The organism is Mesorhizobium monacense, assembly GCF_056781675.1.
Genome location: NZ_CM165567.1, coordinates 3,884,022 through 3,905,319 on the forward strand (window position 1 = coordinate 3,884,022; position 21,298 = coordinate 3,905,319).

16 protein-coding genes and 1 tRNA gene are annotated in these 21,298 nt (G+C 64.5%); 10 read left to right on the forward strand and 7 right to left on the reverse strand.

From position 1 onward, the window contains the following. Positions 1 to 87 precede the first annotated feature (87 nt). Complete coding sequence (gene ppdK, locus AC1RUK_RS18965) at positions 88 to 2,772, reverse strand: pyruvate, phosphate dikinase (RefSeq protein ID WP_481834398.1); 2,685 nt, start codon at positions 2,770 to 2,772, stop codon at positions 88 to 90. Positions 2,773 to 3,018: 246 nt separating this feature from the next. Here ppdK and AC1RUK_RS18970 point away from each other — a divergent pair, with 246 nt between their 5' ends. Both AC1RUK_RS18970 and AC1RUK_RS18975 read left to right on the forward strand, forming a co-directional pair. Beyond that, the gene (locus AC1RUK_RS18970; RefSeq protein ID WP_436171579.1) at positions 3,019 to 3,363 is read left to right on the forward strand and encodes a VOC family protein; all 345 of its coding nucleotides are present in this window, start codon (positions 3,019 to 3,021) and stop codon (positions 3,361 to 3,363) included. A 114-nt stretch (positions 3,364 to 3,477) separates the two neighbouring features. Next, a tRNA-Gln gene (locus AC1RUK_RS18975) sits at positions 3,478 to 3,552 on the forward strand. A gap of 64 nt (positions 3,553 to 3,616) precedes the next feature. Here AC1RUK_RS18975 and smc read toward each other — a convergent pair. The 3 genes from smc to AC1RUK_RS18990 all read right to left on the reverse strand — a co-directional run bounded on the left by smc (position 3,617) and on the right by AC1RUK_RS18990 (position 8,578). Beyond that, positions 3,617 to 7,075 (reverse strand): chromosome segregation protein SMC, encoded by a 3,459-nt coding sequence (gene smc / locus AC1RUK_RS18980; RefSeq protein ID WP_481834397.1) that lies wholly within the window; start codon positions 7,073 to 7,075, stop codon positions 3,617 to 3,619. A 108-nt stretch (positions 7,076 to 7,183) separates the two neighbouring features. Continuing rightward, on the reverse strand, positions 7,184 to 7,927 hold the full coding sequence (locus tag AC1RUK_RS18985) for a DsbA family protein (RefSeq protein WP_481834396.1): 744 nt from the start codon (positions 7,925 to 7,927) through the stop codon (positions 7,184 to 7,186). Between the two features lie 141 nt (positions 7,928 to 8,068). Then, positions 8,069 to 8,578 (reverse strand): DUF721 domain-containing protein, encoded by a 510-nt coding sequence (locus AC1RUK_RS18990; RefSeq protein WP_481834395.1) that lies wholly within the window; start codon positions 8,576 to 8,578, stop codon positions 8,069 to 8,071. A gap of 54 nt (positions 8,579 to 8,632) precedes the next feature. Here AC1RUK_RS18990 and mutY point away from each other — a divergent pair, with 54 nt between their 5' ends. Both mutY and AC1RUK_RS19000 read left to right on the forward strand, forming a co-directional pair. Next, positions 8,633 to 9,823 (forward strand): A/G-specific adenine glycosylase, encoded by a 1,191-nt coding sequence (gene mutY / locus AC1RUK_RS18995; protein ID WP_481834394.1) that lies wholly within the window; start codon positions 8,633 to 8,635, stop codon positions 9,821 to 9,823. Continuing rightward, positions 9,820 to 10,434 carry an HAD family hydrolase gene (locus AC1RUK_RS19000; RefSeq protein WP_481834393.1) on the forward strand — a complete coding sequence of 205 codons (615 nt, stop codon included), beginning with the start codon at positions 9,820 to 9,822 and terminating at the stop codon, positions 10,432 to 10,434. Before mutY ends, AC1RUK_RS19000 begins: the two co-directional genes overlap by 4 nt. Before the next feature lies 1 nt (position 10,435). On the opposite strand, the gene AC1RUK_RS19005 is transcribed toward AC1RUK_RS19000, so the two are convergent. Beyond that, entirely contained in the window at positions 10,436 to 11,569 is a 1,134-nt protein-coding gene (locus AC1RUK_RS19005; RefSeq protein ID WP_481834392.1) for a site-specific DNA-methyltransferase, read from the reverse strand. 192 nt (positions 11,570 to 11,761) lie between these two features. Here AC1RUK_RS19005 and AC1RUK_RS19010 point away from each other — a divergent pair, with 192 nt between their 5' ends. Further along, positions 11,762 to 12,451, forward strand: coding sequence for an HAD family hydrolase (locus AC1RUK_RS19010; protein ID WP_481834391.1), 690 nt, complete (start codon positions 11,762 to 11,764; stop codon positions 12,449 to 12,451). 29 nt (positions 12,452 to 12,480) lie between these two features. Here AC1RUK_RS19010 and AC1RUK_RS19015 read toward each other — a convergent pair whose 3' ends face one another. Next, a complete protein-coding gene (locus AC1RUK_RS19015) occupies positions 12,481 to 13,203 on the reverse strand; it encodes a hypothetical protein (RefSeq protein WP_481834390.1) in 723 nt (240 codons plus the stop codon). Between the two features lie 128 nt (positions 13,204 to 13,331). Between AC1RUK_RS19015 and thrC the strand changes: the two genes are divergently transcribed. Genes thrC through AC1RUK_RS19035 form a run of 4 tightly spaced genes read left to right on the forward strand, consistent with a single transcriptional unit; the run spans position 13,332 to position 19,540 of the window. Then, positions 13,332 to 14,729: a threonine synthase gene (thrC, locus tag AC1RUK_RS19020; RefSeq protein ID WP_481834389.1), complete on the forward strand. Its 1,398-nt coding sequence runs from the start codon at positions 13,332 to 13,334 to the stop codon at positions 14,727 to 14,729. A gap of 14 nt (positions 14,730 to 14,743) precedes the next feature. Then, entirely contained in the window at positions 14,744 to 16,036 is a 1,293-nt protein-coding gene (locus AC1RUK_RS19025) for a M16 family metallopeptidase (RefSeq protein WP_481834388.1), read from the forward strand. Positions 16,037 to 16,051: 15 nt separating this feature from the next. Beyond that, the gene (locus AC1RUK_RS19030) at positions 16,052 to 16,648 is read left to right on the forward strand and encodes a GNAT family N-acetyltransferase (RefSeq protein WP_481834387.1); all 597 of its coding nucleotides are present in this window, start codon (positions 16,052 to 16,054) and stop codon (positions 16,646 to 16,648) included. Positions 16,649 to 16,651: 3 nt separating this feature from the next. Beyond that, the gene (locus tag AC1RUK_RS19035) at positions 16,652 to 19,540 is read left to right on the forward strand and encodes an EAL domain-containing protein (protein WP_481834386.1); all 2,889 of its coding nucleotides are present in this window, start codon (positions 16,652 to 16,654) and stop codon (positions 19,538 to 19,540) included. A 3-nt stretch (positions 19,541 to 19,543) separates the two neighbouring features. Here AC1RUK_RS19035 and AC1RUK_RS19040 read toward each other — a convergent pair whose 3' ends face one another. Next, positions 19,544 to 20,152, reverse strand: a complete 609-nt coding sequence (locus AC1RUK_RS19040; protein WP_436171567.1) for a YqgE/AlgH family protein — start codon at positions 20,150 to 20,152, stop codon at positions 19,544 to 19,546. Between the two features lie 212 nt (positions 20,153 to 20,364). On the opposite strand from AC1RUK_RS19040, the gene AC1RUK_RS19045 reads away from it, so the two are divergent. After that, positions 20,365 to 21,171: a protein-disulfide reductase DsbD domain-containing protein gene (locus tag AC1RUK_RS19045; RefSeq protein ID WP_481834385.1), complete on the forward strand. Its 807-nt coding sequence runs from the start codon at positions 20,365 to 20,367 to the stop codon at positions 21,169 to 21,171. Positions 21,172 to 21,298: the final 127 nt, after the last annotated feature.

The window sequence follows — 21,298 nt, forward strand, 5'->3', positions numbered from 1 at the left end:
TTGCTCACAAAATCGTAAGTTGGCAACCACACAGCCGGAGCCAATCGACAGTCATCGATCGGTCATCCATGGCAATAGTCGCGGCCATCAGGCGCGCGGCGCAGATGCCTTTGCCACCAGCACCGCTGCCTGCGCCGCGGCCAGCCTGGCGATCGGTACGCGGTAGGGCGAGCACGACACATAGTCGAGGCCGACCTCCTCGCAGAAGCGGATCGAAGCGGGATCGCCGCCATGCTCGCCGCAAATGCCGAGCTTGATCTCGGGCCTGGTCGCCCTGCCCTTTTCGGCCGCCATGCGCACCAGTTCGCCGACGCCGTCTATGTCGAGCGACACGAACGGATCCTGCTCGATGATGCCTTTCTGACGATAGGTCTCCAGGAACGAGGCGGCGTCGTCACGCGAGATGCCGAAGGTGGTCTGGGTCAGGTCGTTTGTGCCGAAGGAGAAGAATTCGGCCGCCTCGGCGATGACATGGGCGCGGATCGCGGCGCGCGGCAGTTCGATCATCGTGCCGGTGAGATAGTCGATCTTGATGCCGGTCTCTTCCATGACACTCTTGGCGATGGCATCGATCCTCGCCTTGACGTAGTCCAGTTCCTTCACCAGGCCAACCAGCGGCACCATGATTTCGGGAACCACCAGCGCGCCAGCCTTCTGGCCCGCCTCCACGGCAGCCTCGAAGATGGCGCGCGCCTGCATTTCGGCGATCTCGGGGTAGGAGACGGCCAAGCGGCAACCGCGATGGCCGAGCATCGGATTGAACTCGTGCAGGGCTTCGGTGCGCTGCCTGAGCTTTTCCGGCGACACGTTCATGGCGGCGGCGACTTCGGCAATTTCCGCCTCGGTCTTCGGCAAGAATTCGTGCAGCGGCGGATCGAGCAGGCGGATGGTCACCGGCAGGCCGGCCATGATCTCGAACAGTTCGAGGAAATCCGAGCGCTGCATCGGCAGGAGCTTGGCAAGGGCTGTACGCCGGTCCTTCTCGGTGTCGGCCAAGATCATCTCGCGCATGGCGACGATGCGGTCGCCGTCGAAGAACATATGCTCGGTGCGGCAGAGACCGATGCCCTCCGCGCCGAAGGAGCGCGCCATGCGCGCATCGAGCGGGGTTTCGGCGTTGGTGCGCACCTTCATGCGGCGTGCGGCATCGGCCCATTCCATGATGGCGGCGAAATCGCCGGAGAGTTCCGGCTGCAGCATCGGCACCGCGCCCTTCAGCACCTGGCCGTTGCCGCCATCGATGGTGATGATGTCGCCCTTGCGGAACGTCGATCCCATCGCCATCAGCGTGCCGGCCTTATAGTCGACGCGCAGCGAGCCGGCGCCCGATACGCAAGGCTTGCCCATGCCGCGCGCCACCACGGCGGCATGGCTGGTCATGCCGCCGCGCGTGGTCAGGATGCCTTCCGCCGCGTGCATGCCGTGGATGTCCTCGGGGCTGGTCTCGATGCGCACCAGGATCGCCTTGCGGCCTTGCGCCTTGGCGTCCTCGGCATCGCCTGAGGAAAAGACGATCTCGCCGGTAGCGGCACCCGGTGAAGCCGGCAGGCCGATGCCGATCACGTCACGCGCGGCCTTCGGATCGATGGTCGGATGCAGCAACTGGTCGAGCGAGGCGGGATCGATGCGGGCGACCGCCTCCTCCTTGGTGATCAGACCATCCCTGGCCATCTCGACGGCGATCTTGAGCGCAGCTTTGGCGGTGCGCTTGCCGGAACGCGTCTGCAGCATCCACAATTTGCCGCGCTCGATGGTGAATTCGAGATCCTGCATGTCGCGGTAGTGCTTTTCCAAGCTGTCGGAGATGGTGACGAAGGAATGGAAGGCGTCCGGCATCAGCTTCTGCAGCGACGGCTTGTCGGAGCCGGCGGCAATGCGGGCAGCTTCGGTGATGTTCTGCGGCGTGCGGATGCCGGCGACCACGTCCTCGCCCTGCGCATTGACCAGGAATTCGCCATAGAGCTGCTTTTCGCCGGTCGAGGGGTTGCGGGTGAAGGCGACCCCGGTGGCCGAGGTATCGCCCATATTGCCGAACACCATGGCCTGGACATTGACCGCCGTGCCCCAGCTTTCGGGAATGTCGTGCAGGCGCCGGTAGGTGATGGCGCGGTTGTTCATCCAGCTGGAAAACACCGCGCCGATCGCGCCCCACAGCTGCTCGTGCGGATCCTGCGGGAACGGCTTGCCGAGTTCCTCCTCCACCTTGGCCTTGTAGAGCGCGATGACACCCTGCCACTCCAGCGCCGTCAGTTCGGTGTCGAGTTCGTGGCCGAGGCTCGCCTTCTGGTCCTCGAGGATTTCCTCGAACACGTCATGGTCGAGGCCCATGACGACGTCGGAATACATCTGGATGAAGCGGCGGTAGCTGTCATAGGCGAAGCGCGCATCGCCGGAATCGGCGGCCAGCGCCTCGACCGTCTCGTCGTTGAGGCCGAGATTGAGCACGGTGTCCATCATGCCGGGCATCGAGGCCCGAGCGCCGGAGCGCACCGAAACCAAGAGCAGTTTCGACGGGTCGCCGAAACGGCGCCCCGTCAGCCGGCCGATATGATCCAGTGCCACCGTGACATTTGGTTCCAGCTCAGCCGGATAGGTACGGCCGTTGGCGTAGTAAGCATTGCAGACCTCGGTGGTGATGGTGAAGCCAGGCGGCACCGGTAGGCCGAGGCTGCACATCTCGGCCAGGTTGGCGCCCTTGCCGCCCAGGAGGTTTCGGTCGCCGGCACGGCCTTCCGCAGCACCATCGCCGAAAGTGTAAACCCACTTGGTCATACTCGCCCTCCAGGTCTTGGAGATGGAAAGATTGGCGAAGCACGGACTAGGCCCGGTCTCCGCAGCGTCCGGACCGAGCGATATGATGCTGCACTGCGAAAGGCAAGGCGTCGGCAAAGCGACCGGCCCCTACAATCGATTAAGAAAAACCCCTACAACCGATTAAGCAAAGGCTGCGTCAAAAAGACTTGCGGCATCGGAGGTAACGAAATAGAACATAACAAGAACAATGTATGGAGTGGCGTCATGAAACTGACCGGAAAACTCGACTATCTGGAAATGCCGGCGACCGGAGGCACGCTGGACAGTGTGAAGGCCTTCTACAGCGCCGCCTTTTCCTGGTCGTTCACCGACTACGGACCGACCTATTCTGCTTTTGCCGAAGGGCTGGATGGCGGTTTTCAGGCCGATGCCGGCGAAGCGCCAGCCAAGCCCCTGCCGGTGCTTTACTCCAAGGATCTGGAAGAAACGCTGGACGCCGTCGAAAATGCCGGCGGCACCATCGTCAAGCCGATCTTCTCGTTCCCTGGCGGCAGGCGCTTCCATTTCACCGATCCGGCCGGCAACGAAATGGCGGTCTGGAGCGAGTAGACGCCGCTCCTGGCCGCGGCTGTGGACTGCGAAATCAGGTGGGCGACGCCACCCCTCATTGCCATTGTGCTTTTTGGCCGCTCTGCTAATAACGCGCCGCACAAGCGACTCTGATGGGGCGTCGCCAAGTGGTAAGGCATCGGTTTTTGGTACCGACATTCCCAGGTTCGAATCCTGGCGCCCCAGCCAATCTCAAGGACATCGTCCATAATTTCAGGGAAATGAACGAGCGGACAGCTGCCGATCAGGCGCCTCAGCTCGCCTCGCGCATCGCCTCGGCGGCCTGCAGGTCGACCGACACCAGTTGGCTGACGCCCTGCTCGGCCATGGTCACGCCGAACAGCCGGTCCATACGCGCCATGGTGATCGGATTGTGGGTGATGATGACGAAGCGCGTCTCGGTGGTCTTGGCCATCTCGTCCATGAGATTGCAGAAGCGCTCGACATTGTGGTCGTCGAGCGGCGCGTCGACTTCGTCGAGCACGCAGATCGGCGCCGGATTGGTGAGGAACACGGCGAAGATCAGCGACATCGCCGTCAGCGCCTGCTCGCCGCCGGAGAGCAGCGTCATGGTCTGCGGCTTCTTGCCGGGCGGGCGGGCGAGGATCTCCAGCCCGGCCTCGAGCGGATCGTCGGATTCGATCAGCTGCAGTTCCGCCGTGCCGCCGCCGAACAGATGCGAGAACAGCCGCTGGAAATGGCCGTTGACCACCTCGAAGGCGGCGAGCAGCCGCTCGCGTCCCTCGCGGTTCAGGCTCTGGATCGCTTGCCGCAGCTTGCGGATCGCCTCGATAATGTCCTCGCGCTCGGAAACAATGGTTTCCAGCCGGTCTGACAGTTCCTTCTGCTCTTCCTCGGCGCGCAGATTGACGGCGCCGAGCCGTTCGCGCTCGATCTTCAACCGGTCGAGCTGACGCTCGATCTCGGCCATTTCGGGCATCGGGCTGTCGGCTTCCAGTCCGGTATGGCGGATGACCAGATGCGGCGGTGTGTTCAGCGTTTCCTGGATGCGCGCCTCGACCTCCAGCCGCCGCTCGTCGGCCGCCGTCAGCCGCTCCTCGGCGCGAACGCGGGATTCGCGGGCTTCGGCCAGCGACTGGATCGCCGCGGTTGCGGCCTTGTCCAGTTCGGCCTGCTTGTTCTCCGCTTCCTGCAGGCGATCGCCCGCCGCCTGGCGCAGCGACTCGGCTTCGGCGAGCTGCGACAGCAGCGCGCGCCGCTTGGCGTCGATCTCGTCAGGCGCGTCGGCCAGCCGCTCGCGCTCGGCCTCGGCCTCGGCCTTGCGCTCGCCAAGGGCGGCAATCTGCGTCGATGCGTTCTCGGCCCGCTCCAGCCAGTTGCGTCGTTCGGCACCAATGGCCTCGAGGCGGCGCGTGCGTGCCTCGGCTTCCCGCCGCAACCCTTCATGGACGGCACGGGCGTCGGCCAGCGTGGCGCGGTCTTTTGCGACATTGGCCGAGGCCTGTTCGAGCTGCAGTTGCAGGTCGCCGAGGTCGGGCGCGCTCTGCAGCAGCATTTCCGCCTCGACGAAGGCGGCCGCCGTTTCTTCATGGCTGTCGACGACGCGGGCGCGGGCCTCGTCGAGGGCGGCGCGCCGGCTCACCAGCTCGCCTCCGGCCTTTTCGGCCTCGGCCAGCGCATTGCGGGCAGCGTCCAGCCCGTGCTGGGCGTCGCGGCCTGCCTGGCGAGCGTTGCGCTCGGCCTCGCTCGCCTGGCGAAGCGCCTGCTCGGCCTGGGCAAGTGCGGCTTCGGCCTCACGCAGGACAAGGGTCGCCTGGATCGCCTCGGCGTCGAGCTCGGCCAACCGGTTCTTCTGCGCCAGCCGCTGCGCGGCCGCGGTCGGCGCGTCGGCGCTGGCTGTCAGCCCGTCCCAGCGCCACAGCGCGCCCTCGCGGCTGACCAGCCGCTGTCCCGGAGCCAACAACGCCTGCAGCCGCCGGCCGTCGGCGGCATCGACAATGCCTATCTGCGCCAGCCGGCGGGCGAGCTGCGCCGGGGCACGAACCACGCTGGCAAGGCTCCTGATGCCTTCCGGCAACGAGGCATCGCCGGGGTGGACCGCGCTTTCGCCCCAATGCACTGGTGCGCTGCGGTCGAGCGGGACATCGAGATCCTCGCCAAGCGCGGCACCCAGCGCTGTCTCATAGCCGCGCTCGACGCTGATCTGTTCGAGAACGGAGGGGAAGAGATCGCCGCTCGCGGCATTCAAGATCTTGGCCAGCGTGCGCGCCTCGGTCTCGATGCGCGCCAGCTCGGCCTTGGCGTCCTGCAGCGGCGGGCGGGCGACGCTTTCGGCCGTGCGAGCCTCGGCGACCGCCTGTTCGGCCGATATTGCATTGGCCTCGGCCTGTTCCAGCAGCGCCTGGGCGTCCTCGACCAGAAGCCGCTTCTCGGCGGGATCGGGCAGGCCGGAAAATCGCGAGACGATGTCGGACAGTTCGCGGTCGACCTCGGCAAGCTGGCGGGCAAAACGGTCGCGCCGCTCGGCGGTCTCGCGCAGGGTGCGCTCGATCTGGTTGCGCGAGGCGGCCGCCTCGGCGCGTTCGGCGGTCAGCGCGGCAAGCTTCGCTTCGCTCTGCGAGAGCGTGGCCGCCGCTTGCTCGAAGGCGCCACGCGTGGTGGCCTCGCGCTCGGCGGCACCGGCATTTTCGGAATTGAGCGTAGCCTCCTCGGTGCGAAGGCGTTCGAGGATGTCGGCATTGTCGCGCACCATCCGCTCCTCGCGGGCGATGTCGCCATCAAGCTGCTGCAGCCGGCGCTCGAGTTCGGCCTGGCGGGCACGGATGCGGCCCGCTTCCTCCTCGATCTGCGTCTTGGCGATCGACAGGCGCTGGAAGGCGGCGGCGGCGGCGGCTTCCGCGTCGCGCAAATCCGGCAGCCGGTGGGCGCAGATGCCTTGCTCCCTCGCGGCCGCCATCTGGGCGGCGGCGCGGTCGCCGACCAGCGCCGTGGCAACCGCCAGCGCCGAACGCGCCTCGCCTTCCTGGGTCTTGGCCAGCGTCCAGCGCAGATGCAGCAGCGTCGCCTCGGCCTTGCGGATGTCGGCCGACAGGTTCTTGAAGCGCGAGGCCTGGCGCGCCTGGCGCTTCAAGCTTTCGATCTGGCTTTCCAACTCGCCGACGACATCGTCCAGCCGTTCCAGGTTCTGTTCGGCCGCTTTCAGCCGAAGCTCGGCCTCGTGGCGGCGCGTGTGCAGGCCGGAAATGCCCGCCGCTTCTTCCAGCAGAGCGCGGCGCGCCTGGGGCTTGGCCTGGATCAGTTCGCCGATGCGGCCCTGCCCGACCATCGAAGGCGACCGGGCGCCGGTCGACTGGTCGGCGAACAGAAGCTGCACATCCTTGGCGCGGGCTTCCTTGCCGTTGATGCGGTAGAGCGAGCCGGCCTCGCGCTCGATGCGGCGCGAAACCTGCAGTTCATCGGCGTCGTTGAAGGCCGAAGGCGCGGTGCGGTCGCTGTTGTCGAGGAAAAGCGTGACTTCGGCGGTGTTGCGGGCCGGGCGCGTTCCCGAGCCAGAAAAGATGACGTCGTCCATGCCGGACGCGCGCATGTTCTTGTAGGAGCTTTCGCCCATCACCCAGCGTAGCGCCTCGACCAGGTTCGACTTGCCGCAGCCGTTCGGCCCGACGATGCCGGTCAGGCCGCGTTCGATGACGAACTCGCCCGGTTCGACAAAGGACTTGAAACCGAGGAGGCGAAGGCGCGAAAACTTCATTCGCGCCGCCCCATAAGCTGTTTCAGCAAGGGTGTTCCGCGGTCGAACCCACGGCAAGGCATAGGCGTGCGCACGCCGAAGCGCAGCCGCTTCGGCGCTGCCTGGACGTCAGAGCAGAGGGTCGAGGATGGCCGACATTTCCTCAATCGACATCGCCCCTTTGTAGGTCTTCCCATTGATGAAGAAGGTCGGCGTCGAGTCGACCTTGAATTCATCGGCGCCGCGCTTCTGGACCGCTCTCACATCGTCCAGAAGTTTCTGGTCCGTCAAGCAGGCCTCGAAGGACTCCTGTGTAAAACCGGCGAGCTTCGAGATTTGCAGCAATGCGTCCTTGGTGTTGTTGACGCCAACCCAGTTGGCCTGCTGCTTGAACAGCACGTCCACCATCGGGAAATAGTTGTCCTTGGCGCAGCGTGCCAGCATGAAACCGGCCTCGGCGCTCGGATCGAACGGAAATTCGCGCAGGATGTAGCGGGCCTTGCCGGTGTCGATGTATTTCGTCTTCAACTCAGGGAAGGTCGTCTCGTTGAAATGCGCGCAATGCGGGCAGGTCATCGAGGCGTATTCGACGATGGTGACCTTGGCGTCGTCCTTGCCGAGCTGCTTGTCGGGCAACGCGCCGGGCTTCAGCAGTTCGGCCATATCGACCGTGCCCTGCGCTTCCGGCACCTTGACGGCGGCCGGCGTGGCTGGTGTCGCAGGGGTGGCGGGTGCGGCAGGCTTCACATCTGCCGCCTTGGCCTCTTCGTCCGAGTCGCTACAGGCGGCAAGCAGAACCACAGCCGGAACGGCGGCCAGCGAAGACAAGAGGTTTCTGCGGGACAAGCTTTGGCCAAACGGGGAACGGTTCATGCGAATCACCTGACAATGTTGGATTTTGCAATGCAAAGGCTAGAAAAGGCGAGAGTTGGCGCGAATTAAGGCATCGCAGTCCCCATTCCAATCGCCAAAGACTATATGCATGATCACGAATGCGCGAGATAGATGACGCATTCATGACCCCCGCGGTTTGCTTTCGCCAAGAATAGTGGCGCCGAGCCGTTCCAGCGAGGCGCGCAAGCTATCGTCCTCGATCTTGCCGACCGTGTCGGACAATTTGGCCTTCTCCGCTGATGTCAACGGCCTGAGAGCCGGTTTCGGCCGGGCTTTCTCGGTCAGCACCGGCTTCTGCAGGATCTTGATGCGGCCGATGGCATTGAACCCGAGGAAGGCATTGACGCGGTTGATGATCTCCCCGGCCTCGTGCTGCAAATGGAGTGCGGCCATGCCCTCGCAGGCGATGACCAGCATCGCCGGCTCGAATGGATCGTCCTCATGCAGGCGGCGCGGCCACTGGATCTTCTCGGGACGCGAACGGCCTGCAAGCCGGGGTCCGGCGATCTCCTCCCATGACTGGACCAGCCCGATCGAGATGCCGGCGCGCTTGCGTAGCACCGGATCGAGGATCTCGGTCGCGAGATCGCTCACCGGAACGGGATTGCCGAAGGGCCTTTTCCCTGCCATGTGCGTTCTCCAGTCCGCCCTTCACCAGATATCGGCCAAGCCGGCACCCGATCAATGGCACCGCTAGACCAGACCCGCAAGACCGCATCCGGAGACAGCAGCAAAGCTGCGTCCCTGGATATCGGCGAAGCTGGATCCGGGGATATCGGCGAAGCCGGATCCGATATCGCGTCCCGCCTGCTCGCCTGGTACGACGCGCATCACCGCGAATTGCCATGGCGTATCGCTCCGCGCGCGTTGGCGTCCGGCACGAGACCCGACCCCTACAGCGTCTGGCTCTCAGAGGTGATGCTGCAGCAAACCACGGTCGAGGCGGTCAAAGCCTATTTTCGCGCTTTCGTCGAGAAATGGCCTGATGTCGAGGCGCTGGCCGCTGCGCCGACCGAGGACGTGATGAAGGCGTGGGCCGGGCTCGGCTACTATTCACGGGCGCGCAATCTCAAGGCCTGCGCCGATCTCGTTGCGCGCCGAGGCGGCAGCTTTCCGGATACGGAAGCCGGCCTTAGGGAACTGCCGGGGATCGGCGCCTACACGGCGGCGGCGATCGCGGCGATCGCCTTCGACCAGCCGGCGGCCGTCGTCGACGGCAATGTCGAGCGCGTGGTCTCCAGGCTGTTTTCGATCGCCACGCCGATCAGCGAGGCCAAGCCCGAGATCCGCGCGCTGGTCGAGCGCGTGGTTCCGGACAAAAGGCCTGGCGACTTCGCCCAGGCGATGATGGATCTCGGCGCGACGATCTGCACGCCGCGCCGGCCGCGCTGCATGCTGTGCCCGCTGCGGGCGGATTGCAGTGCCATCCTTTCAGGCGATCCCGAACGTTTTCCGGTTCGCCTGCCGAAGGCGGGAAAGCCCTTGCGACGCGGGGCCGCCTTCGTGGCCGTGCGTGGCGATGGCGCCATCCTGTTGCGCAAGCGTGCGGACAAAGGTTTGCTCGGCGGCATGACCGAAGTGCCGACCACCGCCTGGACGGCGCGGGTGGACGGTGCGACCACTGACGCCGCGGCGCCCTTCCCCGCCAATTGGCGGCGTGCCGGACAGATTGCGCATGTTTTCACGCATTTCGCGCTCGAACTCGACGTCTTTCATGCGCAGGTGAGCGGCGACACCCCAGTTGGCCATTTCTGGTCGCTGCCAACAGACATTTCAGGCGAGGCGTTGCCGACTGTCATGAAAAAGGCAATCGAGGCTGCGATACCCGGCGCGACGAAAAAGCCGTCGCCACATACCGCAAAGAGGCCTGCATGACTGAAATCCGCCACATCGTTTTCGACATCGGCAGAGTGCTGATCCATTACGATCCGAACATCCCGTTCAGCCGCCTGATTCCGGATGCCGAAGAGAGAAAGTGGTTTTTCGACAATGTCTGCACCAGCGACTGGAACATCGAGCAGGACCGCGGCCGGACCTGGGAAGAGGCAGAGGCGCTGCTGATCGCCGAACACCCCGATCACGCTGAAAACATTCGCAATTTCCGCCGCCATTGGCACGACATGGTGCCGCATGCTTATGACGACAGCGTCGCCATCATGGAGAAGCTGATCGACACTGGCCATGACGTGACCATGCTGACCAATTTTGCCACCGACACGCTTGCCGAGGCCCGGCAGCGCTTCGATTTTCTCAACCATCCGCGCGGCGTGACCGTGTCGGGCGACATCCGCCAGATCAAGCCCGATCGCGCCATCTACGATCATCACGTCGCTGCGTTCGGACTCGAGCCAGAAGCGACGCTGTTCATCGACGACAGCCCGAAGAATGTCGAGGGCGCCAAGGCGGCAGGCTGGCAGGCGGTGCTGTTCACCGACGCCGAAACGCTCACGGCGGACCTTGAGCGTCTTGGTATCAAGGTGAGCTGAATCAGGCCCCTGCCCGCTCCATGCCGAGGCGGGCGATGCGACGAAGCTCGTCGATCGGGGTCAGGCCGCCGCTGCGCTCATAGTGCCAGAAGGTCCAGCCGTTGCAGGCGTCCAACCCCTGCACTTCGGCACCGATCTTGTGGATCGAGCCGGCGCTGTCGCCGATGGCCACCGTGCCGTCGGCGCGCACCCTGGCCGCCCAGCGCTTCTTGGCGTCATAGAGCGTGGCGCCGGGCAGCATAAGACCGGTGTCGATGAGGCTGACAAAGGCAACGCGCGGCTCGGCGCGCTTGCCGGTAAGCACGGTGAGATCGTCACCGTCCAGCGGACGAACGGCGTCGATGCGCTCGTTGGCGGCATCGATATAGGCCTGCTCACGCTCGATGCCGACGAAGTGGCGGCCGAGGCGTTTTGCCACCGCGCCGGTGGTGCCGGAGCCGAAGAAGGGATCGAGCACGATGTCGCCTGGTTTGGTCGAGGCCATCATGATGCGGGCCAGCAGTGCTTCCGGCTTCTGCGTCGGATGCAATTTGTCGCCGTTCTCGTTCTTCAGCCGCTCGCCGCCGGTGCAGATCGGAAACAGCCAGTCGGAGCGCATCTGGACGTCGTCGTTGGATGCCTTCAGCGCCTCGTAATTGAAGGTGTAGCCCTTGCCCTTCTGGTCGCGCGAGGCCCAGATCATCGTCTCATGCGCGTTCTGGAAACGACGACCGCGGAAGTTCGGCATCGGGTTGGTCTTGCGCCAGACGACATCGTTGAGGATCCAGAAGCCGAGATCCTGCATCCGGGCGCCGACCCGGAAAATGTTGTGGTAGGAGCCGATGACCCAGATGGTGCCGTTCGGCTTCAGCACGCGGCGCGCCGCCAGCAGCCAGGCGCGGGTGAAGGCGTCGTAGGCTTCAAAGCTCTCGAACTGGTCCCAGTCGTCGTCGACGGCGTCGACCTTGGACTGGTCGGGCCGGTGCAGATCGCCATCGAGCTGAAGGTTGTAGGGCGGATCGGCGAAGATGACGTCGATCGACTTTTCGGGCAGCCGGTCGAGTGCCGCCACGCAGTCGCCCTTGAGGATCGTGTCCAGCCATTCGGATTGCTGGGGAGCATGGGAAAGCTCGTCGAGAAGACGCACGGCTGACATTGTTACACCCAAGGCACGCGTTACTGTTTTACTTCCTGTTATGGTTACCGATCAGCGTAAATATTCGGTGAAGGGCGGAACCGGTTCGGCCGCCTAGGTCCGGTTAATTTGCGAAGCCCGGCCTGTTGGTGTATGCCGCGCCGCCTGAGCCCTGTCGGGCCGCCTACCATCCTTCCCTTGTTTCGGATTGCCATGCCCCAGCCAGACCTTGTCATCTTCGATTGCGACGGCGTGCTCGTCGATTCCGAAATCATCGCCGCGCGCATCGAAGCCGAGCTTTTGACCTCGGCCGGCTACGAGATATCGCCGGAGGAACTTGCCGAGACCTATGCCGGGCTGACCTTCAAGGACATCATGATGCGGGTCGAGGAGAAGTCCGCGATCCCATTCCAGGTCTCGCTGATCGACCGCGCCGAAGAGCTGGTCGACCGCAAATTGCGCGGCGACGTGCGCGCCATCGACGGCGTGCGCGAGGCGGTCGCGGCGGTGACCGTGCCGCGCTGCATCTGCTCCAACTCACGCTCCGAGCGGATCGAGTTCATGCTGGAGAAAGTGCATCTGCTGCCGTTCTTCGCCGGCCGCATCTTCTCGGCGATGGAAACACCGACCGGCAAAACCAAGCCGGCCCCGGACGTGTTCCTGTTTGCCGCCGAAAAGCTCAACGCAAAGCCGGAAAACACCTTCGTCATCGAGGATTCCGTGCATGGCGTCGCCGGCGCCAGGGCGGCCGGCATGCGCGTCATCGGCTTCACCGGCGCCGGGCACAGCTATCCCGGCCATGCCGACGCGCTGACCGAGGCCGGCGCGGAAACCGTCATCCGCCGCTGGGCGGAACTGAAGAGCGTCATCGCCGCTTTGTCCGAGTGGTCCGCGGACGCTTGAAAGGGCTGTCCGCAGCCGCTTTAAGCCAGTCAGTTCGTCGCGGCGGCGACCTTCTTCCGCTTGCCCTTAGGCTTGTCAGTCGCGGCTTTCGGGGCGCCTTCGTCATAGCCGGCGTAGGCCTGGTAGTCCTGCGCGGTCGGTTCCGGCACGACGACGTTCTGGTCGGTGAAGGCAAACTGCGTGGCGGCCGAGGGGTCGGTGACCTGGACCTGGTAAGGATGGATCTGCGAATAGAGCACCTCGGTGCCATGCATCACCGCCACGCGGATCGGCATGGTGATCGTGCCCGGCGCGAACATCGGTCCCGGAACGACCTTGCCGGCGACAGCGATCTTCATCGACAACTGGCCGTTGGCGTTGCTGCAGTCGCGGGTCACGTCGGTGATCGAGGCCTGGTAGATGACCTTGGCGGGATCGCGATCGGGATCGACGATGGTGCCGTCGGGCGCCGGCTGGGCGGCAGCCGCGGCATCCTGAGCGGCGTCGGTCTTCTTCCTGGGCTTGGCGGAGCCCTTGGCATAGGTGCTGAAGAAGGCCGTGCCGTCGCGCAACGTCACCCTCGGGCAGTAGGCGCGCAACTGACTGGCGAGCACCTTCGGATCCTGCGGCGGTGGTGGCGCCTGGGTGTCCTTCTTGCCGAAACCGAAGTTGAGAACGCCATTGTCGCTCGATTGGCAACCGGCGGCGGCAAGCATAAAGCCGGTGAGCGCCAGACCCGCGACAAAGCGGTTGTTGAACGAATAAAACGCCATGAAACTGCACTTCCCTCTCGCAAAGCTGGTGACGTATATCAACCGCGCGGCAAAAATGCGACTGATCCGCCTCGGAAAATTAACCACCTTGCGGTGAATGAAACGCCCGCCAGCAACGGAATGTGACGATGCAATATGTGAGTACCCGCGGGGATGCGCCCGTGCTTGGATTTTCCGACGCGGTGCTGGCCGGGCTGGCGCGCGACGGGGGCCTCTACGTCCCGCGCGAATGGCCGCAGTTTTCGGCATCCGATATCCGCGCCATGCGCGGCCTTGCCTATCCCGACCTCGCCATCCGCGTGCTGACGCCGTTCCTCGGCGGTGAAATCGCGACACCAGTGTTCGAGAAGCTGGTGCGCGAAGCCTATGCGACCTTCCGCCACGAGGCCGTCTGCCCGCTGGTGCAGACCGGTGCCAATACCTTCGTGCTGGAACTCTTCCACGGCCCGACGCTGGCCTTCAAGGACGTGGCAATGCAGCTGCTGGCCCGGCTGATGGACCATGTCCTGGCCGAGCGCGACCAGCGCGCAACAATCGTCGGCGCCACCTCCGGCGACACTGGCGGCGCTGCCATCGACGCCTTTGCCGGGCGCAACCGCACCGACATCTTCATTCTCTTCCCGCACGGCAAGGTCTCGCCGGTGCAGCAGCGGCAGATGACGACGTCGACCGCCGCCAACGTCCATGCGCTGGCCCTTGAAGGCAATTTCGACGACTGCCAGGGCCTTGTGAAGGACATGTTCAACGACCACGGTTTTCGCGATCGGGTGTCGCTGTCGGGTGTCAATTCGATCAACTGGGCCCGCATCATGGCCCAGATCGTCTATTATTTCTCCTCGGCGCTGTCTCTCGGCGCGCCGGACAGGCCAGTGTCCTTCACCGTGCCGACCGGCAATTTCGGCGACATCTTCGCCGGCTATGCCGCCAAGAAAATGGGCCTGCCGATCGAGCGGCTGATCATCGCCACCAACGACAACGACATATTGGCGCGCACGCTTGGTAGCGGCGAATACCGCACCAAGGGCGTCTTCGCCACCACCTCGCCGTCGATGGACATCCAGGTATCGTCGAACTTCGAGCGCCTGCTGTTCGAGGCGGCAGGCCGCGATGCCGCGACAGTGCGTCGCTACATGAACGGGCTCAAGCAGTCGGGCGCCTTCACCATCGAAACAGGCGAGATCGCAAGGATCAGAGCCGAATTCGACGCCGGCCGTTCCGATGTCGACGAGGTCGCCGCCACCATCCGCTCAACGCTCGAAGCCAGCAATTATCTGCTCGACCCGCACACGGCCGCGGCCATGCATGTTGCCGCCGGCAAGAGCACAGGCGCCGTGCCGATGGTGGTGCTGGGCACCGCCCATCCGGCCAAGTTCCCGGCCGCCGTCGAAGAGGCCTGCGGCATGTCGCCGGCCCTGCCCGCATGGCTAGGCTCCTTGATGTCAGCCGACGAAAAATACACGGTACTTCCATCCGACCTGAAAATGGTGGAAGATTATGTTACACGCCACACGCGGGCGGCGCGTTAGGGAGTACTAGCCATATGGGTGTTGAGGTAAGCCGTCTGTCGAACGGCCTGACAGTCGCAACCGAAACCCTTCCAAGTCTCGAATCCGTTGCCCTTGGTGCCTGGGTCAAGTCAGGCGCCCGCAATGAGCGCGAAGAAGAGCACGGAATGGCCCATTTGCTCGAGCATATGGCCTTCAAGGGCACGAAAAGGCGCACCGCCTTCGAAATTGCCTCTGAAATCGAGAATGTCGGCGGCGAGATCAATGCCGCCACCAGCGTCGAGACCACCTCCTATTACGCCAGGGTGCTCTCCGACGACGTGCCGCTGGCGGTCGATATCCTCGCCGACATCTTGCAGGAGTCCGAATTCGACCCCGAGGAGCTGGAGCGCGAGCAGCATGTGATCCTGCAGGAGATCGGCGCCGCGCACGACACGCCCGACGACATCGTCTTCGACCGTTTCACCGAAACCGCCTTCCGCCACCAGACGATCGGCCGCTCCATCCTCGGCACGCCGGAGACGGTCAAGTCCTTCACCTCCAAGCAGCTGCACAATTTCATCGAGCGCCAATATGGCGCCGAACGCATGGTGGTCGTCGCGGCCGGCGACATCAAGCACGACGCTTTCGTGCGCGAGGTCGAGAAGCAGCTGGGCGGCTTCCGCGCCAAGGCCGAGAGCAACATCCCGCAATATGCGCAATATGTCGGCGGCGATTTCCGCGAGGACCGCGACCTGATGGACGCGCAGATCGTGCTCGGCTTCGAGGGCCGCGCCTATCATGTGCGCGACTTCTACGCCTCGCAGGTGCTGTCGATGATCCTCGGCGGCGGCATGTCGTCCCGGCTGTTCCAGGAGGTCCGCGAAAAGCGCGGCCTGTGCTATTCGGTCTATGCCTTCCACTGGGGCTTTTCCGACACCGGCATCTTCGGCGTCCATGCCGCGACCGGGCAGAGCGACATCGCAAAGCTGGTGCCCGTCATCATCGACGAGTTGCAGAAGGCAGGCGAGAACATCCTGCAGGAAGAGCTCGACCGGGCCCGGGCGCAGTATCGCGCGGGGCTGATCATGTCGGCCGAAAGCCCGGCCAGCCGCGCCTCGCAGATCGCCCGGCAACTGCTCCTGTTCGGCCGGCCGATCGCCAAGGAAGAACTGATGGAGCGGCTGTCGGCGTTGACGATCGAGCGGCTGACCGACCTGTCGGCGCGGCTGTTTTCGACCAAGCCAACGCTCACCGCCGTCGGCCCCGTGGGTACGCTTGCACCCTATGAGGCGATCCTCGATTCGCTTTCGGGCACGCAGACGACAGCCCGCAAGCTCGCAGTCTAAGACCTCCCAAGCGCCATGTTCGCGCTCCCTTTCTTTCGCCGCGATCTGCCGGCACTGAAGGGTGACCGGATCACGCTGCGCGTGCCGCTGACCAACGACTACCGCGAATGGGCGGCGCTGCGCGGCGAAAGCCGCGCCTTCCTCGAGCCGTGGGAGCCGCGCTGGACGCCGGACGAGCTTGACCGCACGGCATGGCGGCTGCGCATCAGCCGCTACCGCGAGGACTATGCGCAAGGAACGGCCATCGCCTTCTTCATCTTCGAGAAGGCGAGCGGCAAGCTTGCCGGCGGCATCACGCTCGGCAACATCCGCCACGGCGTCGCGCAGAGCGGTCATATCGGCTACTGGATCGGCGAGCGCTATGGCGGCCGCGGCCTGATGACCGAAGCGGTCAAGCTGGTGTCGCAATTCGCCTTCGATACGCTGAGGTTGCACCGGATCGAGGCTGCCTGTATTCCCGACAACGCCCGGTCGATCCGCGTGCTTGAAAAAGCCGGATTCCGGCGCGAAGGACTTCTGCGATCCTATCTCAGGATCAATGGCATCTGGCAGGACCACTACCTCTACGCCCGGATCGCGGACGATCCGCCGGGCGCTGGAACGAAGGGCTGATTTTTGACGAATTTCCTGCGAATCGGCTCGCTGTTCGCGCTTCTCCTGGCGACGATCGTGACGCTTTGCGCGGCGTCTTCGGCCTTCGCCGTCGAACCGATCAAGATCGCCCGCGACGACGTGGCGCTCGACCTGTCCGGCGCCGTCGAAATCTACCGGAACCAGGGTGAAAACTTCCAGGTCTCGACCGCACCGGGGCCTGATGGCATCGTCAGGCGCATCGAGGTCGAGGCCAATGACGCGCGTTCGACCGGCGACTGGGCGGTGTTCGCGCTGGCCAACACCACCGACCAGCAGCTCGACCGGCTGATCGTCGCGCCGCATTTCCGGCTGGTGAATTCGGGCATTTTCTGGCCCGATCTCGGCTCGACCCGCATCGCCGCCATCACGCCCAGCGAAGGCTTCGCGCTCGACCGCCAGACCAGCCCCGACGCGGACGTGTTCCGAGTGACGCTGAACCCCGGCACGGTGATCACCTTCATCGCCGAACTCGCCTCGCCGAAACTGCCGCAGGTCTATCTGTGGGATCCGGAATCCTACAAGGACTCGGTCAATTCCTACACGCTGTTTCGCGGCATCGTCATCGGCATCGCCGGCTTGCTGGCGCTGTTCCTGACCATCCTTTTCGTCGTCAAGGGAACCTCGATGTTCCCGGCGACCGCGGCACTGGCCTGGGCGGTGCTTGCCTATATCTGCGTCGATTTCGGCTTCCTCAACAAGGTCATCGAGATATCGCCGGGGAATGAGCAGATGTGGCGGGCCGGAACGGAGGTGGCGCTTGCGGCGACATTCGTGGTGTTCCTGTTCGCCTATCTCAACCTCAACCGATGGCACGGCCATTTCAGCTATGGCGCGCTGGTCTGGATCCTCGGGCTGGTGCTGATCGCTGGCGTCGCCATCATCGATCCGGCGGTCGCCGCCGGCATCGCCAGGCTGTCCTTCGCCGCCACCGCAGTGACTGGGCTTGGCCTGATCATCTTCCTCGGCATACGCGGCTACGACCGCGCCATCATGCTGGTGCCCAGTTGGGTCATGGTGCTGCTATGGCTGTGCGGGTCGTGGATGGCGATCACCGGCATGCTCGACAACGACATCGCCCAGCCGGCACTCGGCGGTGGCCTGATTCTGATCATCCTGCTGATCGGCTTCACCGTCATGCAGCATGCCTTTGCCGGCGGCGCGCTGCATCAGGGCCTGTTCTCCGACCTCGAGCGCCAGGCGCTGGCCGTTGCCGGATCGGGCGACATCGTCTGGGACTGGGACGTGCTGCGCGACCGCGTGGTGACCAAGCCCGATGTCAGCGTGCAGCTTGGCCTGGCGCCCAACAGCCTGGGGGGCGCCGCGCGCAACTGGCTGCCGGTGCTGCATGCCGACGACCGCGACACGTTCCGCACCACGCTCGACGTGGTGCTGGAGCACCGGCGCGGCCGGGTCTCGCAGAATTTCCGCCTGCGCGGCGCCGACGGGCATTATCACTGGTTTTCGCTACGCGCCCGGCCGGTGATCGGCTCGGATGGCGAAGTGATCCGCTGCGTCGGCACGATGGTCGACGTGACCGAGCAGAAGAAGTCCGAGGAGCGGCTGCTGCACGACGCCGTGCACGACAATCTGACCGGCCTGCCGAACCGCGAATTGTACATGAACCGGCTGGAGGCGATCATCTCGATCGCGCGCACCGAGGAGAAGGTGCGTCCAACCGTCTTCGTCATCGACATCGACCGATTCAAGCAGGTCAATGACGGCCTGGGCATCTCGGCCGGCGACACCATCCTGCTGACCATCGCCCGCCGGCTGCACCGGCTGCTCAAGCCGAAGGATTCGCTGTCGCGCTTTGCCGGCGACCAGTTCGCACTGATGCTTTTGTCGGAACAGGACCCGGCTCGCATCGCGGCAGTGGCCGACGCCATCAAGCATGCGATCAACAACCCGATCACCTTCGCCAAGCGCGAGATCGTGCTCACCGCTTCGATCGGGCTGATCACCTGGACCACGGCGCAGACTTCAGCCGAGGACATGGTCAAGGACGCCGAGCTTGCCATGCACCAGGCCAAGCGCTTCGGCGGCGACAGGATCGAGCCGTTCCGGCCCGCCTTCCGCACCGTCGGCACCGACCGGCTGCAGTTCGAATCGGACCTGCGCCGCGCCATTGAGCGGCGCGAATTCACGCTTGCCTACCAGCCGATCGTGCGCCTCGAGGACGGCAGCGTCGCCGGCTTCGAGGCACTGCTGCGCTGGGACCATCCGCGCCGCGGCATGATCCCGCCGGGGGATTTCATTCCGGTCGCCGAGAATTGCGGCCTGATCGTGCAGCTTGGCCTGTTCGCCATGCAGCAGGCGGCCGAGGATCTGGCGACCTGGCAGAAACAGATCGGCGACGCGCCGCTGTCGGTTTCGGTCAACCTCTCCAGCCGCCAGCTCATCCGCCGCGACCTGGTCAGCGACGTCCGCTCCGTCATCGCGCGCGCCAATCTGAAGCCGCGCTGCTTCCGCCTCGAGCTCACCGAATCGCTGGTGATGGACAATCCCGAGCAGGCGTCGCATGTGCTGACCAAGCTGAAGCAGCTCGGCATCGGCCTGTCGCTGGACGATTTCGGCACTGGATATTCGTCACTGTCCTATCTGACGCGCTTCCCCTTCGACACGATCAAGATCGACAAGAGCTTCGTCGACGATGCGACGCCGAAGCGCGCGGTGCTGCTGAAATCCATGGTCAACATGGCGCATGAGCTTGGCCTGTCGGTGGTTGCCGAAGGCATCTCCGACGAAAGCGATGCGCTGGAGCTGCGCCAGATGGGCTGCGAATATGTGCAGAGCTTCATGTTCGGCGCGCCAATGCCAGGCGACCAAGTGCTGAAGACGCTGAAGGAGCAATATCCGCTTACGCAAGCATGATGTTCAGGCGTGACCGGCGGCCAGGCTGAGATGCGCCAGATCGATGCCGATCGAGGCCAGGATGCGGTCGTATTTGCGCTCGATGTCGGCGTCGAACAGAAGCTCGGGGGTGGCTGGGCATGTCAGCCATCCGTTCTCGGCGATCTCGCTTTCCAGCTGGCCGGCACCCCAGCCCGAATAGCCGAGCGCCATCAGCGCGCGGCGGGGCCCGCGGCCAGATGAAATGGCGCGCAATATGTCGACGGTCGCGGTCAGGCAGATGTCGTCGGAGACGCTGAGAGACGATTCAACCCGGTAGTCGCCGCTATGCAGGACAAAGCCGCGGCTGCGATCCACCGGTCCGCCGTTGCGCACGACGAAGTCGCGTGCCTGCGCCGGCAGGCGGATCGCCTCCTGCTCGTTCATGATGCCGAGTTGCACAAGAAGGTCCGGAAACAGCATCTGCTGCGTCTGGTTGATGATGAGGCCCATCGCGCCCTCATCGCTGTGGGCGCAAACGTAGATGACGGAGCGCGTGAAGCGGTCGTCCTTCATGCCGGGCATGGCAATCAGGAACTGGTCGTCGAGGAAGCCGCGTCCAGCAGCCGTCTTCTTGTGGCGCAACAAGTCCATGGCGTGAGGGTAACGCGTTTCCGGGGCGCCGAAAAGATGCGCGCGCGGGATTGCGGGCTCCTGCTGTGCCCGAAGCAAAAGATTCTTGAGTTGGGGTTCCTCGGATGGAATTCCACAGCTTGACCATCCTCTGCGCTGATGTCACGCAAATATGATACCTAAGGGGTCACGAGATCATTGCGCTGCCACGAACGGACGATCAAATCACGGCCATGCAAAGCTTGAAAATCCTGCTTGCCAGCGCCGCTGCCGTCTTGGGAACGGGCCTTCCGGCCCTGGCTTCCTCCTCGGCCTGGTACAACACCGAGGGCGGCAAGGTGCGGCTTGTGACCAGCGGCAAGCCCGACGAAGCCGGAAGCATCCAGGGCGTGCTCGACATTGCGCTCAAGCCCGGCTGGAAAACCTATTGGCGCGACCCTGGCGACGCCGGCGTGCCACCGCAGATCGATATCTCGGCCAGCACCAACATCTCCGACGCGCGGTTTTCATTTCCGCCGCCGCAGCGTCACGACGACGGTTACGGCAAGTGGGCCGGCTACGACCATCCGGTCTCGCTGCCGATTACGTTCACGCTGTCGGCGCCGGATCAGCCGGCGGTCATCGACGCCAACATTTTCCTCGGCATTTGCGAGACGATCTGCATTCCGGTGCAGACAAGGCTGAGCGTCGATCCCGGGTCCGATCCGGACAATGCCAAGGATGCTGCACAGGTGAAGGCGGCGCTTGCGACCCTGCCGGCTGCTTCACGGCCCGATTTCGGCATCAACGTGCTGCCCGGCGACCACGAGACACTGGTCGTCGAGGCGAGCTTTCCAGGCGACCCGGAAGCCGCGGACTTCTTCGTCGCCGGCGAACGCGACTATATGTTCGGTGCCCCGGTTCGCAGCGAAAAGGACGGCAAGCTGTTGTTCACGGTGCCGATCCTCGACCGGCCGTCGACGACGCCGACCGATGGCGGGCTCCACTACACGCTGACAAGTGCCGAGGGCGCGGTCGAAGGCATGCTGCCTTTCCCGTGACGGCGGCGCCGGGGGATGCGCAGACTGCAACATCCATTGCGCCAGGCGCGCCATGGCAGTTGCGAGCGACGCCTGACTTCGCTATCGCAAGGACACGTCCCTCCCCAACACATCGAACGAGGCATTC

What these genes read in the sequence shown, in the direction of transcription:
- mutY (WP_481834394.1), top strand. Translation starts at nt 8,633, where the DNA reads ATGGCACCGCTAGACCAGACCCGCAAGACCGCATCCGGAGACAGCAGC.
- AC1RUK_RS19010 (WP_481834391.1), top strand. Translation starts at nt 11,762, where the DNA reads ATGCCCCAGCCAGACCTTGTCATCTTCGATTGCGACGGCGTGCTCGTC.
- AC1RUK_RS19030 (WP_481834387.1), top strand. Translation starts at nt 16,052, where the DNA reads ATGTTCGCGCTCCCTTTCTTTCGCCGCGATCTGCCGGCACTGAAGGGT.
- AC1RUK_RS19015 (WP_481834390.1), bottom strand. Translation starts at nt 13,203, where the DNA reads ATGGCGTTTTATTCGTTCAACAACCGCTTTGTCGCGGGTCTGGCGCTC.
- AC1RUK_RS18990 (WP_481834395.1), bottom strand. Translation starts at nt 8,578, where the DNA reads ATGGCAGGGAAAAGGCCCTTCGGCAATCCCGTTCCGGTGAGCGATCTC.
- ppdK (WP_481834398.1), bottom strand. Translation starts at nt 2,772, where the DNA reads ATGACCAAGTGGGTTTACACTTTCGGCGATGGTGCTGCGGAAGGCCGT.
- AC1RUK_RS19040 (WP_436171567.1), bottom strand. Translation starts at nt 20,152, where the DNA reads ATGGACTTGTTGCGCCACAAGAAGACGGCTGCTGGACGCGGCTTCCTC.
- AC1RUK_RS19045 (WP_481834385.1), top strand. Translation starts at nt 20,365, where the DNA reads ATGCAAAGCTTGAAAATCCTGCTTGCCAGCGCCGCTGCCGTCTTGGGA.
- AC1RUK_RS18970 (WP_436171579.1), top strand. Translation starts at nt 3,019, where the DNA reads ATGAAACTGACCGGAAAACTCGACTATCTGGAAATGCCGGCGACCGGA.
- AC1RUK_RS19005 (WP_481834392.1), bottom strand. Translation starts at nt 11,569, where the DNA reads ATGTCAGCCGTGCGTCTTCTCGACGAGCTTTCCCATGCTCCCCAGCAA.
- AC1RUK_RS19000 (WP_481834393.1), top strand. Translation starts at nt 9,820, where the DNA reads ATGACTGAAATCCGCCACATCGTTTTCGACATCGGCAGAGTGCTGATC.
- thrC (WP_481834389.1), top strand. Translation starts at nt 13,332, where the DNA reads ATGCAATATGTGAGTACCCGCGGGGATGCGCCCGTGCTTGGATTTTCC.
- AC1RUK_RS19025 (WP_481834388.1), top strand. Translation starts at nt 14,744, where the DNA reads ATGGGTGTTGAGGTAAGCCGTCTGTCGAACGGCCTGACAGTCGCAACC.
- smc (WP_481834397.1), bottom strand. Translation starts at nt 7,075, where the DNA reads ATGAAGTTTTCGCGCCTTCGCCTCCTCGGTTTCAAGTCCTTTGTCGAA.
- AC1RUK_RS18985 (WP_481834396.1), bottom strand. Translation starts at nt 7,927, where the DNA reads ATGAACCGTTCCCCGTTTGGCCAAAGCTTGTCCCGCAGAAACCTCTTG.